This is a genomic window from Lentzea sp. NPDC058436 (assembly GCF_042721515.1).
GTDB lineage: Bacteria > Actinomycetota > Actinomycetes > Mycobacteriales > Pseudonocardiaceae > Lentzea.
Genome location: NZ_JBHXLF010000002.1, coordinates 301,029 through 315,776, shown reverse-complemented (window position 1 = coordinate 315,776; position 14,748 = coordinate 301,029). Strand labels below are relative to the sequence as shown.

Below are 14,748 nucleotides of genomic sequence, written 5' to 3'. Positions count from 1 at the left end.
GAATGAGGTAAAAGGGGCCTCATGGAAATCACCGCCTTCCTGGAACGCAAGCTGGCCCGCCGCTTCCGCACGTACGACACCGACGGCGACGGGTTCATCGAGCGGGAGGACTTCACACAGGCGGGCGAGCGCACCACGAAGGCTTTCGGCCTGGAGGCCGACGATCCGAAAGCCGTCCGGTTCCACGAGCTGCTCTTAGGTCTCTGGGAACACCTGGTGTCGGTGACCGACCAGGACCACGACGGGCGGATCAGCGCCGACGAGTACAAGACGGCGTTCGCGAACGGGCTGCTGGAGACGCCGGACTCGTTCGACAAGGGCTACGTGCCGTTCCTCGACGCCGTGATGGCGGTCGCGGACGGCGACGACGACGGCAAGCTCACCGTCGAGGAGCACGTGAAGTGGACCGGCGCGTTGATGGGTCTGTCGGAACGCGACGCTCGCGGCATCCACGACCTGCTGTCCGACGAGGACGGACTGCTGTCCACACAGGCCCTGCTGGCGGCGATCCGGGAGTTCTACTTCTCGGAGGACCCCGCCGAGGCCGGCAACTGGCTGCTGGGGTCGTTGGACTGACGTGCTGCTCAAGACGCTGCAGGAGTACGCGGCACGGGCTCAGCCGGCCGCGCACGTCGAGGAGGCGGGCGGCTGGTGGCTGCGGCACTCCCCCGGTGACGCCTGGTGGGTGAGCGCGGTGCTGCCGCACGACCGCGAGGACAGGGTGGACCTGGCTGAGGAGTTCTGCGCCGAACGAGGGTCAGGGGCGCGGTTCCAGATCACGCCGGGCGTGTGCGCGGACGACCTCGACCGGACGCTGGGTGACCGGGGCTACGCGAGGGGTCACGACATGTCCCTGCAGATCGCCTCGACCGCCGACGTGCTGCGCCAGTCGCACGCCGACGCGGGCGAGGTGACGGTCCGGGCGACCGACGAGTGGCTGGCGGCCTGGCAGGCGGTGACGACGCGGGACGTGAGCGCCGAACGCGACCTGCTCAGCCGCGTCGAGCACCCGTCCGCCTACGCGTACGCCGAGGTGGACGGTCAGGTGGTGGCCGTGGGCCGCGCCGTGGCCGAGGAGGGGTGGGCCGGGGTGTTCGGCATGGCGACGCTCCCGCACGCACGCGGTCAGGGCGCCGCACGGTCCGTGCTCGCTGCACTGGCCTCGTGGGCGGCCGCGCGCGAGGCGAACCACATGTACCTGCAGATGGAGAAGGCGAACACCACGGCGTTCCGGCTGTACGAACGCACGGGGTTCCGCGAGGTCTGCACCTACCACTACCGAATCCGCGCGTAGGTAATCAGGAATCAAGAAGGCAGGAGCGCGGTCCCCGAGTTAGTTTTGCGCCATGACCAGGACAGCGGCGGCGCACGATGCCGACACCCACGACCTGATCCGCGTGCAGGGCGCGCGGGTCAACAACCTGCGCGACGTCGACGTCGAGATCCCGAAGCGCCGCCTGACGGTCTTCACCGGCGTCTCGGGGTCCGGCAAGAGCTCGCTGGTGTTCGGCACGATCGCCGCGGAGTCCCAGCGGCTGATCAACGAGACCTACAGCGCGTTCATCCAGGGCTTCATGCCGACGCTGCCGCGTCCCGAGGTGTACCTGCTGGAGGGCATCACCACGGCGATCCTGGTCGACCAGCAGCGGATGGGCGCCGACCCGCGCTCGACCGTCGGCACCGCGACCGACGTGAACGCGATGCTGCGCATCCTGTTCAGCCGCCTCGGCACGCCGCACGTCGGCGGCCCGCAGGCGTTCTCGTTCAACGTCGCCTCGATCTCCGGCGCGGGTGCCGTGACGATCGAGAAGGCAGGCCAGAAGGTCAAGGAGCGCCGCGAGTTCTCCATCACGGGCGGCATGTGCCCGCGCTGCGAGGGCCGCGGCCAGGTGTCCGACATCGACCTGACCGAGGTCTACGACGAGTCGAAGTCGATCATCGAGGGCGCGATCAAGGTGCCCGGCTACAACGTCGACAACCAGTGGACCGTGCAGACGTTCACGCAGTCCGGTTTCATCGACCCTGCCAAGCCGATCCGCAAGTACACCAAGAAGGAACTGCACGACTTCCTCTACCGGGACCCGATCAAGATCAAGGTCAACGGCATCAACCTGACCTACGAGGGCCTGATCCCGAAGCTGCAGAAGTCCATGCTGTCCAAGGACCGCGAGGCCCTGCAGCCGCACATCAGGGCGTTCGTGGACCGCGCGGCGACGTTCGGCACGTGCCCGGACTGCGACGGCACCCGGCTGACCGAGGCGGCGCGGTCGTCCAAGATCAAGGGCGTGTCGATCGCCGACCTGTGCGACATGCAGATCACCGACCTGGCGGAGTGGATCCGCGGGGTGAAGGACAAGTCCGTCGCGCCGCTGATCGACAAGCTCGCGCACACGCTGGACTCGTTCGTGGAGATCGGCCTCGGCTACCTGTCGCTGAACCGGCCAGCCGGCACGCTGTCCGGCGGTGAGGCGCAGCGCGTCAAGATGATCCGGCACCTCGGTTCGGCGCTGACCGACGTGACGTACGTGTTCGACGAGCCGACGATCGGCCTGCACCCGCACGACATCGAGCGGATGAACAACCTGCTGCTCCGCCTGCGGGACAAGGGGAACACCGTCCTGGTCGTCGAGCACAAGCCCGAGACGATCGCGATCGCCGACCACATCGTCGACCTCGGGCCCGGTGCAGGGCGAAACGGCGGCACGATCTGCTTCGAGGGCTCGCTGGAGGGGCTGCGCAAGTCGGACACGGTGACCGGCCGGCACCTCGACGACCGCGCGTCGCTGAAGGAGATGGTGCGCGAGAAGACCGGCGTCCTGGAGATCCGGGGCGCGTCCGCGAACAACCTGCGCGACGTCGACGTGGACGTCCCTCTTGGTGTGCTGACCGTCGTCACGGGCGTGGCGGGGTCGGGCAAGAGCTCGCTGATCCACCAGTCGCTGCCGCGCGACTCGGGTGCGATCGTGGTCGACCAGACGCCGATCAAGGGGTCGCGGCGCTCCAACCCCGCGACCTACACCGGGCTGCTGGAGCCGATCCGCAAGGCGTTCGCCAAGGCCAACGGCGTGAAGCCCGCGCTGTTCAGCGCGAACTCCGAGGGCGCCTGCCCGAACTGCAACGGCGCCGGCGTCGTGTTCACCGACCTCGGCATCATGGCGACGATCGAGTCCCCGTGCGACGTCTGCGAGGGCAAGCGGTTCGACCAGGCGGTGCTGGAGTTCAAGTTCGGCGGCCGCGACATCTCCGAGGTGCTCGCGATGCCCGTCGCCGAGGCCGTCGAGTTCTTCGGCTCCGGCGAGGCCCGTACGCCTGCCGCGCACGCGATCCTGGAGCGCCTGCGGGACGTCGGCCTCGGCTACCTGTCCCTCGGCCAGCCCCTGACGACCCTGTCCGGCGGTGAGCGGCAGCGCCTCAAGCTGGCCACGCACATGGCGGACAAGGGCGGCGTCTACGTCCTGGACGAACCCACGACCGGCCTGCACCTCGCGGACGTCGAACAGCTCCTCGCGCTGATGGACCGCCTGGTCGAGTCGGGCAAGTCGGTGATCGTGATCGAGCACCACCAGGCCGTGATGGCGCACGCGGACTGGATCATCGACCTCGGTCCCGGCGCAGGCCACGACGGCGGCAAGGTCGTGTTCGAGGGCACGCCCGCCGACCTCGTCGCCGGCCGCACCACGCTGACCGGCGAGCACCTCGCGGACTACGTGGGCGCCCCGGCGCGTCGCAAGAAGCGGTGAGCGGGTAACAAGGGGGTATGAAAATCACGCCGTTCCTGGACCGCAGGCTCAGTCGCAGGTTCTCGACCTACGACAGCGACCAGGACGGGTTCGTCGAGCGCTCGGACTTCGACCTGGCGAGCGCTCGGCTGACCGAGGCCTTCGGTCTCACCGCCGACGACGTGCCCGCCGAGCGGTTCCACGAGCAGCTGCTGAGCGTGTGGGGCCACCTCGCCGCCATGACCGACACCAACGACGACGAGCGGATCAGCCTGGCGGAGTACAAGTCCGCGTTCGTGCGCGGGCTGCTGGGCCGTCCCGAAGCGTTCGACGACGTCTACGTGCCGTACCTGGACGCGCTGCTGGCCGTCGCCGATCACGACGGCGACGGCTTCCTCGGCATCGAGGAGCACGTCCTGTGGTCGCGCGCGTTGATGAACGTGTCCGAGGCGGACGCACGGGCCGCGCACGCCCGGCTCGACCACGACGGTGACGGTCTGATCGGGACCGAGGACCTGCTGTCCGCGTTGCGGGCGTACTACTTCTCGGAGGACGCGGACGGGCCCGGCGCCTGGCTCCTCGGACCGCTGTAGCCCTCGGCGGCCTTTTTGATCGAGGCGGCCTCGGTCTCGACGTACCGCTGCGTCATCTTCCTGGTGAGCAGCCAGCCGAGGCCCGCCAACGGCCCCTTGACGGTCAGCGACAGGGTGAGCTTCGTGCCTTGCCCGTGGGGCTCGACGAGGTGCGTGGCGACGACGGTGACGCCGGGCGACTTCGACTCCCAGGTGTAGGACACGCCCTCGGTCAGCTCCGTGACCGTCCACACCGCCTCGGACAGCTTGGGCTGCTTGAGCTTCGTCCTCGCTCCGACGGCCAGCGGTCCGGCGTCGAGGCGTTCGGCCGAGTCGACGGTCGGGATCCGCTCCGGCCAGCGTTCGACGTCGGCGACCACCGCCCAGACCCGTTCGGGAGGGGCCGCGATCGTGCTGGTGGTCTGCAGGCCTGGCATGAGCCGATTCTAGGTGTCCGGCAGAACCTGATTCCATGCGATTGCTTCGGGTCAGGTCCGCCTGCGGCTCGCGATCTCGTCGAAGAGCTGCCGCACACGGGCGGGATCCGCGTCCCGGGCGAGGGCGACGTAGTGGTCCATGACGGCCGGCCGGTAGCGCACGGGCAACGTCTGTCCCAGGGTGAGCCGGGTGAGCTCGGTGATCGTGAGGTCTTCGTCCGCGACACCGCGGAACGACGTGCCGTCGGCGGTCTCCACGTCGAACATCAGGACCACGCGCGGATTGCTGTTGAGCTCCCGCCAGCCGACGAGAACGCCGAGCGCGAGCACCCCTGTGCGCAGTTCCGCGTTGCGCTTCTGCGCATCACTGCTCAGGGCCGGGTTCGGGGCGACGCCCGGGAAGTCGGGCCCGACACCAAGCGATTCCCGACTCAGGTCGGGCCTGATCTGCGACATCAGATCACTCAGACCGTTGAGACCGTTGAGCTTCCTCTTCCAACCGAACACCCTGTCCCCTCCCCCTCACCGCCACTGTACGTCGCGGACACGCCTAGAACCGCGCGTCGATCTCCTTCAGCGCGGCGGCGGCGAGTTCTCGTGCCGCCTCACGTGGTGAGGGCTGGTCGACGACCTGCGCGACGAGCCGGCGCATGGTCGTGCTGATCTTCGCGAACGCCGACTCCGCGGTGGGTTCGACATCGCCGAACAGGGTCCACCACCACCAGGAGTTCGTGGCGGAGTTGGCGATGACGTCCGGGATCACCAGCGAGTTGAGGCGCGCGTCAGCGGTGATGGGCATGTTGGCGGCCTCGACGACCAGCTTCGCCGCGACCCTGCTCGCGTTCCCGGAGTTGATCGCGTAGCTCGTGGCGGCGGGCACCAGGACGTCTGCCTGGACGTCGAGCCACATGCCGCCGTCGAGTTCCTGATCTTGCGGCCTCAGCTTCGTGCGGTCGATGCCGCCGTGCGAATCTCTTGTTTTCAAAAGGGTTTCCACGTCCAGTCCGTCGGGGTTGGCGACGACGCCATGGACGTCCGCGAGTCCGACGATCCTGACTCCGGCTTTCGCGAGGTACCTGGCGGTGGCGCCGCCCATCGAGCCGAACCCCTGCACGAACGCGGTGGGGTTGTGGAGTCGCAGGTGCTCGATCCCTGCCAACGCGGCCTGCGCGACGCCGTAGCCGCCGACCAGTTCGTCGAGGCTGATGCTGTCGACCGTGGTCCTGAAGGCTTCCGCGAGGCGTTCGCGGGCTTTGTGCTCGTCGTCCAGGAGCGGGTAGACGGCCTGGATGGACGACTGGAGGCCGATCTCCGCGATGGCCTCGTCGATGGTGGACTGCCGCAGCCCCAGGTCCTCCCCCATCGTCCAGAACCGTTCGATGTAGGGCGACATGGCGTACAGGTAGGCCGTGAGAACCTGTTTTGCACGCGGGTCGTAGGGGTCGAAGTCGATGCCGCCCTTGGCGCCGCCCAGCGGCACGTACCGCGCGTCGGGGTCGTAGTTGAGGGCTTCCTTGGCGGTCATGCCCTCGGCCAGTCCGCGGACCTCGTCGAGCGTGCAGCCGGCGCGCATCCGCAGTCCCCCGCTGCTCACCCCGCGCACCAGCCGGTCGATGACGAGAAAACCGCGCGCTCCCGTGGCCGGATCGGTCCACGTGACCTGGAGAAAGCTCATCCGTCAGTCAATCACCTCGACATCTGGAGGAGGAACTCGGCGTTGCTCTGGGTCTTGCGCAGCCCGTCGACCAGCACGTCGACGTCCCTGTCGGCCATGGCCCGGCGCAACGCGTCCGTGATGGCCATTTCCTGTTGCGACACCAGCAGTTCCGCCTTGCGGGTGCTGGACTGCTGGAGGTCGATCGCGGGGTAGATCCGCCGCTGCGCCGCCTTGCGGTCGAGCTTCAGCTCGGCGTTGCCGGTGCTCTTGAGCTCCTCGAAGATCGCCGTGTCAGCCAGCGACCCGGTCTCCACGAGCGCCGTGGCGAAGATCGTGAGGCTGCCACCGTCCTCGATGTTGCGCGCGGCTCCGAGGAACTGCTTCGGCGGCGTCAACGCCCTCGCGTCGATGCCACCGCTGAGGATGCGCCCGCCGTTGGGCTGCGCGAGGTTGTAGGCGCGCCCGAGCCTGGTCAGCGAGTCGAGCAGGATCACCACGTCCTGCCCGTCCTCGACGAGCCGCTTGGCCCTTTCCACAGCGAGTTCGGCGACCCGGATGTGCTCGTTGGGGTGCTCGTCGAACGTCGAGGTGAACATCTCGCCGGGAATGGTGGTTCGCATGTCGGTCACCTCCTCCGGCCGTTCGCCGACGAGCGCGACGATGAGCTGGACCTCGGGGCTGTTCTTGGCGATCGCCTGCGCGATCTGTTGCAGCACAATGGTCTTGCCGGCCTTGGGCGGCGCGACGACGAGCGCCCGCTGCCCCTTGCCGACCGGCATGACGAGGTCGATCGCCCGGCTCGTCAGCTCGTCCGGGTCGTGCTCCAGCCGCAGTCGTTCGTTGGGGTAGAGCGGCGTCAGTTCCTCGAACTTGGGCCGCTGGTGCGGCTTGCGCCCGTTCACCGTGTCGACGCTGACGAGCCTGTCGTTCTCGGCCTCACCGGTGATCCGGTCGCCGCGCCGCAGGTCGTACTGCCTGACGAGACTCTGCGGAACCTGAGGCCCGTCAACGAGAAATGCCTTGTTGTTGCGTATGTCGAGTAGACCGATCTGCATCGGGTCTGTCCTTTCAGGAGGGTTGCTTGAGATGCGCCTCGTCGACTCCGCGCACAGGCCGTGGGCCGTGCCGGAGGAGAGCGCTGATCTGGAGTCCGCCGGTCTTGGGGAAACTGACGGGTGTTCGCTGCGGATCTCGGATGGTCCAGCAGCTGGATCGGAACTTACGTGCGCCCTGGGCGCACCGCCGGTTACAAACGGACTGTAGCAGACAACGTCAACGGCGCGCTTGTTATTCCGGACACGACCACCGCGTCGACGGCCAGGACCCCGTCGGGGCCCACGCGCACGGGGTTCAGCTCGATCTCGGCCAGGTCCGGCCTCGCCGCCAGCGTCTCCGAGACCCGTGCGACCACCTCGGCCAGCGCTGCGACGTCGGGTGCGGGGGCACCTCGCCAGCCCTCCAGGAGCGGGGCGGAGGCGAGGCGTGCCAGCATGTCGCGCGCGGTCGCGGCGGTGACGGGGGCCAGCTCGACGACGGTGTCCCGGAACAGTTCCGCGTGGATGCCGCCCGCACCCACCAGCACCACCGGGCCGAACGAGTCGTCGCGCCTGGCGCCGACGATCAGTTCGACGGTGTGCTCGCGCGTGTCCATCTCTTCGAGGACGTACGTGCCGGGGCCGAGGCGTGCCCTCATCTCCTCGAACGCCGCCGCGGGGTCCGTGAGGTTGATCTTCACGGCGTCGTGCTCGCTCTTGTGCGTCAGCCAGTCGGCCTTGAGCGCGAACGGGCCCGTCAGGGTGGTCGTTTCGACATCCGCGGTCGTGGTGACGGCGTGGGCTCGTGGGAAGCGCACGAAGTTCAGGAGTTCGCGGGCGGCGAGGTAGCCCGGTTGGAACGCGCTGGTCGTCGTGTCGCGCGGGGTGATCTGCGGCGAGTTCGCGGTGAGCCGGCTCGCGTGGCCCAGGGAGGCCACCGCGCGTTCGATCGTGTGGTGCACGGGCACGCCGCCCGCCCGTAGTTCTCGTACCGCGGCGGAGTCGTCGCGCATGCTGTGCACGACGACGGTGACGCCGGGTCTTCGTGCCAGCGAACAGATCTCGTTGGCGACGGTCACCTCCAGCGACTCCAGTGACGGTGTGTCCTCCCCGTAGCTGCCGAAGTAGCCGGACAGCACGACGGAGTCGACCTCGCCTCCGCGCACCAGGACTTCGATCGCGCGGGCGTAGTTCGTCATGTCCTGCTCCCCCGCTCCCGCGAGGTCGATCGGGTTCCGCTTCGACGCACCGGCGGGCAGACCATCCACAGCGGACAGTTCGGGAACAGCCAATCCGTTCGCCACGGCCAGATCTGCCGCGATCGCGCCCTGACCACCCGAGTCGGAGATGACGCCGACCCTGCGTCCGCGCGGCACCCCGGACGTCAGCACGGCCGCGAGGTCGACCAGGGCGGCGGGCGTCAGGACTCGGATCGCACCCGCCCTCCGGCAGGCCGCGTCGACGACGTCCAAAGAGGACGTCAGGGCGCCGGTGTGCGTCAGGGCGGCTTCCTGGGCCGCGACGGACGAACCGACGGTCAGCAGCACCACGGGTTTGCCGGCCGCGCGCAGTTCCGACATGGCCGCCACGATGCCGGGTCCGAAGCTCTCCAGGTAGACGCCCACGACGGTGGTCAGGTCGTGGGAAACGAGCTCCAGCAACGCTTCCGTCGCCGTCACGTCGGCCTGGTTGCCCACCGACACGAACCGCGAGACGCCGATGCCCGACGACGCCGCGAGCCCCGCGATCTCCAGACCGACCTGCCCGCTCTGCGACACCACGCCCAGCGAACCGGCCTGGAACCGGCCCCACGCGAGGTGCAGCGACGTCGCCGCGTCGAACACGCCCAGGCAGTTCGGCCCGAGCAACCGGGCGCCCGCCTCTCGGATCCGGCGGATCACGCCCTCGTCGATCCCGGCGGTGATGCCGACGAACCCGCGCACACCGACGGCCAGTGCCTCGTCCACGACAGCCGGCACGTGTGCGGCCGGCACGGCGAGAACGACCAGCTCGGGAGCTTCGTCCAGTTCGGACAGTGAGCGCACCGTGGGCCGTCCCAGCACGGCCTTGCCGCCCCGGTTCACCAGGTGCACGGCCCGGCGGTCATGGCCGATGAGGGCACCGCGAGCGAGCCAGTGGCCCCACTTGGCCGGGTCGTCGCTGGCGCCCACCACGGCGACGGACGCGGGATCGGAGAAGATCATCTCGCACCCAGGCCTCTGGAGATGACGAGTCGCTGGATGTCCGACGTGCCTTCCTCGATCTCCTCCAGTTTCGCGTCCCGCATCCACCGCTCGACGGGGTAGTCGCGGGAGTATCCGTAGCCCCCCAACGTCTGCACGGCCGCGTGCGTGCACCACATGGCGTTCTCGGACCCGACGAGCTTCGCCATCGCCGCCTCCTGCCCGACGGCGAGCCCTTCGTCGTACAACGTCGCCGCGCGCACCGTCAGCAGGTGCGAGGTGTCGACGCGGGTCGCCATGTCCGCGAGCCGGAACGCCACGGCCTGGTGCCGGTTGATCGGCACCCCGAACTGCTCGCGCTCCGCCGCGTACGCCGTGGCGAAGTCCAGCGCGGCACGGGCCAGTCCCGTCGTGGCCGCGCCGATGAGGATCCGCGACGCGTCGAACGTCCGCATCAGTCCGGCGAACCCCTGCCCCTCCTCACCCAGCCGGTTCCGCACGGGCACGCGCACGTCGTCGAGGAACACCTCGGCGTTGACGATCGCCCGCTGCCCCATCTTCCTGAACGGCGGCCCGACCCGAAGTCCCGGCGCGTCCCGCGGCACGACGAAAGCCGTGACACCACGCGACCTCAGCGCGGGATCCACCGTCGCGAAGATCACGAACAGCTCGGCGTACGGGGCGTTGGAGATCCAGGTCTTCTGTCCTTTGAGGACGTACTCGTCGCCGTCGAGGTGTGCCGACGTCCGGATGCTCGCCGCGTCCGACCCGCTGCCGGGCTCCGTCACGGCGACGGCGGTGATCGGCGGCCGTTCGGTGGTGAGCGGCGCGAGGAACCGCTCCTGCTGCTCGGACGTGCCGAGGTGCTCGATCGGCGCGCTGAAGAACCCGTTGGACGTGATCAGGTTGCCGATGCCGATGTCCCCGTGGCACAGCTCCTGCTGGATCAGCACCTGGGTCAGCAGGTCCGCACCCCCACCACCGGCCGACGACGGAAGCATGAACGAGGTCAGTCCGACCGCCGCCGCCTTCTCCCACAGGTCGAGCGGCGACTCGGTGTCCGCCTCGTCGACGGCACGGGCGCGCGGGCGGATCTCCTCCGCCGCGAACTTCCTGGCGAGCTCGACGAACTGCTGCTGTTCCGCCGTGAGCCGCAGGCCGTCGCGGACGGTCCGCCCCATCGCGCACTCCTAAATTGACTGACGAGTCAGTTATTCTCGGTACAGGAGGCAGCCTAGCTCCGCCGGGAGACGAAAGAAGAGCGCGAACGGGTGACATATGCGCTGGTCGCCGGGGTTGTACCCGCTGTGTCGCCGAAGGCCCACGGGGAGTTGACCGCCGATCGCCGATCGGTGGGTTGACACGTCCGTTCGGCCGCCGACGGGCCCCTGGAGCAGTGACCACCCGCGCACGATCGCCGACGCCCGATGGGAGATCATCACGGCATGACCGACTGGCTCACGCGGTACCGGGACGGGCAGCGAGACCTGGTGTGGCACGAACTGGCCGAGATCGGCGACGTGCGGGAGTCCGGCCGGCTCGACGAGGCGCAAGCTGTGTGCGACGAGATGGCCCGCCGGGCGAGGCACAACGTCGAGCTGATCGTCGAACGGCTGCGCGGCGAGGGTTTCCTGTTCCACCGCAACGACGACGAGCGGACCCCCACCCGTCCGCACACCCCTCCCACCACCGGGGCGGCCGCGCACGCAGCCTGGCTGGAGGAGCGCCTCGGGCCGTTCGTGCTCCCGCTCGCGCCGGACCGCCTCCACAAGGAGAACGTCAGCGGCGGCGGTCCCTACGGAATCGTCCTGCCCGACGGCCGCGCCGACGGTCTGTTCCGATGGGAGGAGACCACGATCCCGTTCGTCTCCTACCTGAACTGGGCGTTCCAGAACGGCGGATTCCCCATGGCCGGGGAAGAGGACGGCGCGCGGGAGATCACGAACCGCCTCGCCCAGGACCTGTTGCCGCTGTAGACCCGGAACACGACCATTGTGGAACGTCCCGGTTCAAGAAACCGCATTCCACCCGGAAGAGTGACTACGGCCGCAGCGCCGCCCGCACGATCTCCATGGCCTCCTGCGACGAGAGGCCCAGTTCCGCGGACATCGTCGCGTACTGGGCCGCCGCCGCCCGCACCCGCTCGCGGTTGCTGTCGCCGTTGGCGCTGACCACGGTGCCGGCCCTGCCCCTGGTCTCGACGAGGCCGGCCTCCTCCAGCTCGCGGTAGGCGCGTGCCACCGTGTTCACCGCCAGGCCCAGGTCTTTCGCCAGGGCACGCACCGTGGGCAGCTTCGCGCCCACCGGCAGTTCCCGGTTCGAGATGGCGTGCGCGTAGTGCACTCGCACCTGCTCGTACGGAGGCGTCTCACCCTGGTGGTCGATCTTCACTGCGCCCGTCCTCCCCGACATGTAGCTACTTCTGTATTGACCAACGGGAGAACGGGGCTGAGGTTGCGGTCGGATTCAGCGCAGGTTGTTCTTCTCGGCTCCCATCTGCACGTAGAGCCTGCGCCAGCCCTGGTCGGCGTCGGTGGCGGTTTTGCCGTCGCAGTACGGCTTCGCGCCGTTCGAGGTGTAGTAGCGCAGGATCGAGAGCGAGACGACGGTGTCCCAGTTGCCCTCGTCGAAGTACGCCTCCCCCGGTGTCTGCTCCTGGTGCTTCATGCAGGAGATGTCCGCCTGTCGTTCGTCGTCGAACTGGGCGGTGGGGGTGCCTTCGGTGGTGCTGCACGCGGCCAGGGCCAGAGCGGTGGCGGCCAGCACGATGAGCTTCTTCATGTTCCTTCTCCTTGATCAACCGGCCAGCGCACGCGTGGCCAGACCGACTCCGACGAGCATCACCAGCGCCGCGGTGCCGAGCGGCGTGAAGTCCGTGAACCTGCGGAACCGGGCCAGACGTGGCCCGAAGCGGTCCCGCAGCGAGACGAGCAGCAGGCCGGCGGCGGTCAGCGTCGCCGCCATGCCGAGGCCGTAGGCGAGCACCAGCACCACGCCGAACCAGGTGCGGCCGAGCGCGATGGCGCCCAGCAGCACCACCAGGGCGGAGGGGGACGGCACCAGGCCGCCCGCCACCCCCATTCCGACGAGCCCCGCCCGGCGGTGCCCATGACCATGACCGTGGCCGTGTCCATGACCGTGCCCATGACCATGTCCGTGGTCGTGCCGCGTACGACCACGGGACCGCACCGCCGAGCGGAGCAGCACTCCTCCGATCACCGCGACCAGCAGGCCGCTCGCGATGCCGAGCCAGCGCAACACCGACTCGCCCGCGATCGCGCTGGACGCGCTGAGCAGCAACCCCAGCACCAGGACCCCCGCCGTGTGGGTGATGGTGACCGTGGCTCCCACGAGGAATGCGTCGCGGCGGGTTCCTCGCGAACCCGCCAGGTAGGCGGCCATCACGGTCTTGCCGTGGCCGGGCAGCGCCGCGTGCGACGCCCCCAGCACCAGAGACAGCAGGACCGCACCGATTCCGACCACCGGGGTGAGATCACCCACCAGTCCGACGGCCGCCTTCGTGGCTTCACCCAGTGCTCCAGGCGGGGTCACGACGGACCCCTCGCCTGGTTGTGCCAGGAACCGCACCGCCCGGACGTCCAACGGCGACGAGAGCAGGTCGTCCGGGTAGGTGCGCAGTTCGTTGCTCACCGACTCGGCGGGCGCGCCGGACACCGCCATGTCGACACCGACGACGGTGATCTCGCGCCAGCCGGGCTTGTCCTTGAGGTACGAGTCGCTGAACGTCACCTCGACCTCACCGCGCGACGGCAGCAGCGCGGTGTACTCGCACGTCAGGCGCATCGTGGGCAGGCCGGCCTCCCCCGGCGGGCGCACGACGCCCGCGTCGCGCACCTCGAACCGGATCTCCTGCTCGTCGGCCATGGCGTTCAACGACTTCGCGCGCTCGGCGCAGCGCTTGCGCGGGTCGACGAACTCCCTGTCCTGCAGGGTCGGGATCTCCGCGCTGTCCACAACGGACCGCAGCTCGATCCGGTCGGGGAACACCCTCAGCCCGTCGTAGTGGTTCACGCTGAGGTTGCTCAACGGGTGGGCCTGCGCCACCCCGCCCATCACCAGCATCCCGAACAGCACCAGCAGGAGAACTCTCATCGCAGACTCCCCAGGATCGCCTCGCGGTGCCGCAGGACCTCGGGATCACGCCAGCCCAGGGCAACCGCCTTGTCCGAGAACGGCAGCGCTTCCGCCGACCGCTTGTTGACGTGCAGGGCCCAGGCGAGGGCGTCCGCGGTGAAGACGCTCTGCCGCTTCGCCCACTCCTTCTCCGCGAACCGCAACGCCTCGGCGGGGTCGCCGTGGTCCGCCGCGATCAACGCCGCGGTGAGGTCGTCGCCGCCCAGCGCACGCAGCTGCCGCAACGCCAGGTCGTACTGCGCACGTGCCTCGGCGGGCTTGCCCGCCTTGTCCAGAGCCTTGCCGTACTTGACGAGGTGCTCCGGCGACGGCGTCTTCGACGCCAGCTCGCGGTGGGTCTCCAGCGGCCTGTCGCGCCCGGCCAGTTCGTCCAGGTGCAGCCGGCAGAACTCGGCCTCGTCGGGCGAGGTGGAGGACTCCAGCGCCCGCTCCATCGCCCCGCGCGCCTCGTCCAGACGGCCGTGCAGCTCGAAGTGGTAGGCGGCGCGGGTGAACGAGGCCACGCCCGGCCGCAGGTCCAGCATGCGTTGCAGCGCAACGGAAGCACCGGCGTCGTCGCCGAGCTGCGTCAGCGCGTCGACCAGCACGCCCTGGGCCGCGGCGGAGTCCGGCAGTGCCGTCACCGCGCGCTGTCCCCAGTCACGGGCGTCGGCGAACTCGTGGCGGGCGTTCGCCAGTGCTCCACGGCCGATGAACGCCTCGCCGTTGCTGTCGGGCTTGAGCCGCAACGACTCCGTGAGCGCCTTCTCGGCGCGGGGGTAGTGCTGGGGGTCGAACGTGACGCGGGCGAGCTCGACGTGCGTGGCCCCGAGCCGGGCCCAGGCGGCCGCGTCCTGAGGGGTTCTGCGGAGCTTGGCCTGCAACGACTCCGCGTTGCGCTGCAAGGAGGAGGTCTGCGTGGCGGCGGGCGTCGCCGCCTGCGGGGGAGCGCAGGCGGCGACGGCTAAAAGGGCAGCCAGCAGCGGAAGTGGTTTCCACATTTCGAAGGCAC

The 14,748-nt window shown here is 69.3% G+C and carries 14 protein-coding genes and 1 pseudogene; 5 read left to right on the top strand and 10 right to left on the bottom strand.

Annotated elements, in window-relative coordinates:
* Window positions 1-21: 21 nt before the first annotated feature.
* Genes ACFWN2_RS08905 through ACFWN2_RS08890 form a run of 4 tightly spaced genes read left to right on the top strand, consistent with a single transcriptional unit; the run spans window position 22 to window position 4,312 of the window.
* Complete coding sequence (locus ACFWN2_RS08905) at window positions 22-576, top strand: EF-hand domain-containing protein (protein WP_382425999.1); 555 nt, start codon at window positions 22-24, stop codon at window positions 574-576.
* A 1-nt stretch (window position 577) separates the two neighbouring features.
* Entirely contained in the window at window positions 578-1,294 is a 717-nt protein-coding gene (locus tag ACFWN2_RS08900) for a GNAT family N-acetyltransferase (protein ID WP_382425998.1), read from the top strand.
* Between the two features lie 52 nt (window positions 1,295-1,346).
* Window positions 1,347-3,740: an ATP-binding cassette domain-containing protein gene (locus ACFWN2_RS08895; protein ID WP_382425996.1), complete on the top strand. Its 2,394-nt coding sequence runs from the start codon at window positions 1,347-1,349 to the stop codon at window positions 3,738-3,740.
* Window positions 3,741-3,757: 17 nt separating this feature from the next.
* The gene (locus ACFWN2_RS08890; protein WP_382425994.1) at window positions 3,758-4,312 is read left to right on the top strand and encodes an EF-hand domain-containing protein; all 555 of its coding nucleotides are present in this window, start codon (window positions 3,758-3,760) and stop codon (window positions 4,310-4,312) included.
* Here ACFWN2_RS08890 and ACFWN2_RS08885 read toward each other — a convergent pair.
* The 6 genes and pseudogenes from ACFWN2_RS08885 to ACFWN2_RS08860 all read right to left on the bottom strand — a co-directional run bounded on the left by ACFWN2_RS08885 (window position 4,258) and on the right by ACFWN2_RS08860 (window position 10,783).
* Window positions 4,258-4,728 carry an SRPBCC family protein gene (locus ACFWN2_RS08885; protein ID WP_382425993.1) on the bottom strand — a complete coding sequence of 157 codons (471 nt, stop codon included), beginning with the start codon at window positions 4,726-4,728 and terminating at the stop codon, window positions 4,258-4,260. The two genes, ACFWN2_RS08890 and ACFWN2_RS08885, sit on opposite strands and share 55 nt — an antisense overlap.
* Window positions 4,729-4,779: 51 nt before the next feature.
* Entirely contained in the window at window positions 4,780-5,235 is a 456-nt protein-coding gene (locus ACFWN2_RS08880) for a hypothetical protein (RefSeq protein WP_382425992.1), read from the bottom strand.
* A gap of 43 nt (window positions 5,236-5,278) precedes the next feature.
* Window positions 5,279-6,403, bottom strand: coding sequence for a Glu/Leu/Phe/Val dehydrogenase dimerization domain-containing protein (locus ACFWN2_RS08875; protein WP_382425990.1), 1,125 nt, complete (start codon window positions 6,401-6,403; stop codon window positions 5,279-5,281).
* Between the two features lie 11 nt (window positions 6,404-6,414).
* Window positions 6,415-7,431, bottom strand: a pseudogene (rho, locus tag ACFWN2_RS08870) (transcription termination factor Rho); the annotation flags it as partial.
* A gap of 200 nt (window positions 7,432-7,631) precedes the next feature.
* Window positions 7,632-9,623 (bottom strand): acetate--CoA ligase family protein, encoded by a 1,992-nt coding sequence (locus tag ACFWN2_RS08865; RefSeq protein ID WP_382425988.1) that lies wholly within the window; start codon window positions 9,621-9,623, stop codon window positions 7,632-7,634.
* Window positions 9,620-10,783: an acyl-CoA dehydrogenase family protein gene (locus ACFWN2_RS08860; protein ID WP_382425987.1), complete on the bottom strand. Its 1,164-nt coding sequence runs from the start codon at window positions 10,781-10,783 to the stop codon at window positions 9,620-9,622. Before ACFWN2_RS08860 ends, ACFWN2_RS08865 begins: the two co-directional genes overlap by 4 nt.
* 264 nt (window positions 10,784-11,047) lie before the next feature.
* Between ACFWN2_RS08860 and ACFWN2_RS08855 the strand changes: the two genes are divergently transcribed.
* Entirely contained in the window at window positions 11,048-11,578 is a 531-nt protein-coding gene (locus ACFWN2_RS08855; RefSeq protein WP_382425985.1) for a hypothetical protein, read from the top strand.
* A gap of 64 nt (window positions 11,579-11,642) precedes the next feature.
* Here ACFWN2_RS08855 and ACFWN2_RS08850 read toward each other — a convergent pair whose 3' ends face one another.
* The 4 genes from ACFWN2_RS08850 to ACFWN2_RS08835 all read right to left on the bottom strand — a co-directional run bounded on the left by ACFWN2_RS08850 (window position 11,643) and on the right by ACFWN2_RS08835 (window position 14,737).
* On the bottom strand, window positions 11,643-11,993 hold the full coding sequence (locus tag ACFWN2_RS08850) for a GntR family transcriptional regulator (protein ID WP_382425983.1): 351 nt from the start codon (window positions 11,991-11,993) through the stop codon (window positions 11,643-11,645).
* 75 nt (window positions 11,994-12,068) lie between these two features.
* Window positions 12,069-12,383, bottom strand: coding sequence for a hypothetical protein (locus tag ACFWN2_RS08845; RefSeq protein WP_382425982.1), 315 nt, complete (start codon window positions 12,381-12,383; stop codon window positions 12,069-12,071).
* 15 nt (window positions 12,384-12,398) lie between these two features.
* Window positions 12,399-13,715: a nickel/cobalt transporter gene (locus tag ACFWN2_RS08840; RefSeq protein WP_382425981.1), complete on the bottom strand. Its 1,317-nt coding sequence runs from the start codon at window positions 13,713-13,715 to the stop codon at window positions 12,399-12,401.
* Window positions 13,712-14,737 carry a tetratricopeptide repeat protein gene (locus ACFWN2_RS08835; protein WP_382425979.1) on the bottom strand — a complete coding sequence of 342 codons (1,026 nt, stop codon included), beginning with the start codon at window positions 14,735-14,737 and terminating at the stop codon, window positions 13,712-13,714. The genes ACFWN2_RS08840 and ACFWN2_RS08835 overlap by 4 nt, the downstream gene beginning before the upstream one ends.
* Window positions 14,738-14,748: the final 11 nt, after the last annotated feature.

What these genes read in the sequence shown, in the direction of transcription:
- ACFWN2_RS08905 (WP_382425999.1), top strand. Translation starts at nt 22, where the DNA reads ATGGAAATCACCGCCTTCCTGGAACGCAAGCTGGCCCGCCGCTTCCGC.
- ACFWN2_RS08895 (WP_382425996.1), top strand. Translation starts at nt 1,347, where the DNA reads ATGACCAGGACAGCGGCGGCGCACGATGCCGACACCCACGACCTGATC.
- ACFWN2_RS08890 (WP_382425994.1), top strand. Translation starts at nt 3,758, where the DNA reads ATGAAAATCACGCCGTTCCTGGACCGCAGGCTCAGTCGCAGGTTCTCG.
- ACFWN2_RS08885 (WP_382425993.1), bottom strand. Translation starts at nt 4,728, where the DNA reads ATGCCAGGCCTGCAGACCACCAGCACGATCGCGGCCCCTCCCGAACGG.
- ACFWN2_RS08875 (WP_382425990.1), bottom strand. Translation starts at nt 6,403, where the DNA reads ATGAGCTTTCTCCAGGTCACGTGGACCGATCCGGCCACGGGAGCGCGC.
- ACFWN2_RS08865 (WP_382425988.1), bottom strand. Translation starts at nt 9,623, where the DNA reads ATGATCTTCTCCGATCCCGCGTCCGTCGCCGTGGTGGGCGCCAGCGAC.
- ACFWN2_RS08860 (WP_382425987.1), bottom strand. Translation starts at nt 10,783, where the DNA reads ATGGGGCGGACCGTCCGCGACGGCCTGCGGCTCACGGCGGAACAGCAG.
- ACFWN2_RS08855 (WP_382425985.1), top strand. Translation starts at nt 11,048, where the DNA reads ATGACCGACTGGCTCACGCGGTACCGGGACGGGCAGCGAGACCTGGTG.
- ACFWN2_RS08845 (WP_382425982.1), bottom strand. Translation starts at nt 12,383, where the DNA reads ATGAAGAAGCTCATCGTGCTGGCCGCCACCGCTCTGGCCCTGGCCGCG.
- ACFWN2_RS08840 (WP_382425981.1), bottom strand. Translation starts at nt 13,715, where the DNA reads ATGAGAGTTCTCCTGCTGGTGCTGTTCGGGATGCTGGTGATGGGCGGG.
- ACFWN2_RS08835 (WP_382425979.1), bottom strand. Translation starts at nt 14,737, where the DNA reads ATGTGGAAACCACTTCCGCTGCTGGCTGCCCTTTTAGCCGTCGCCGCC.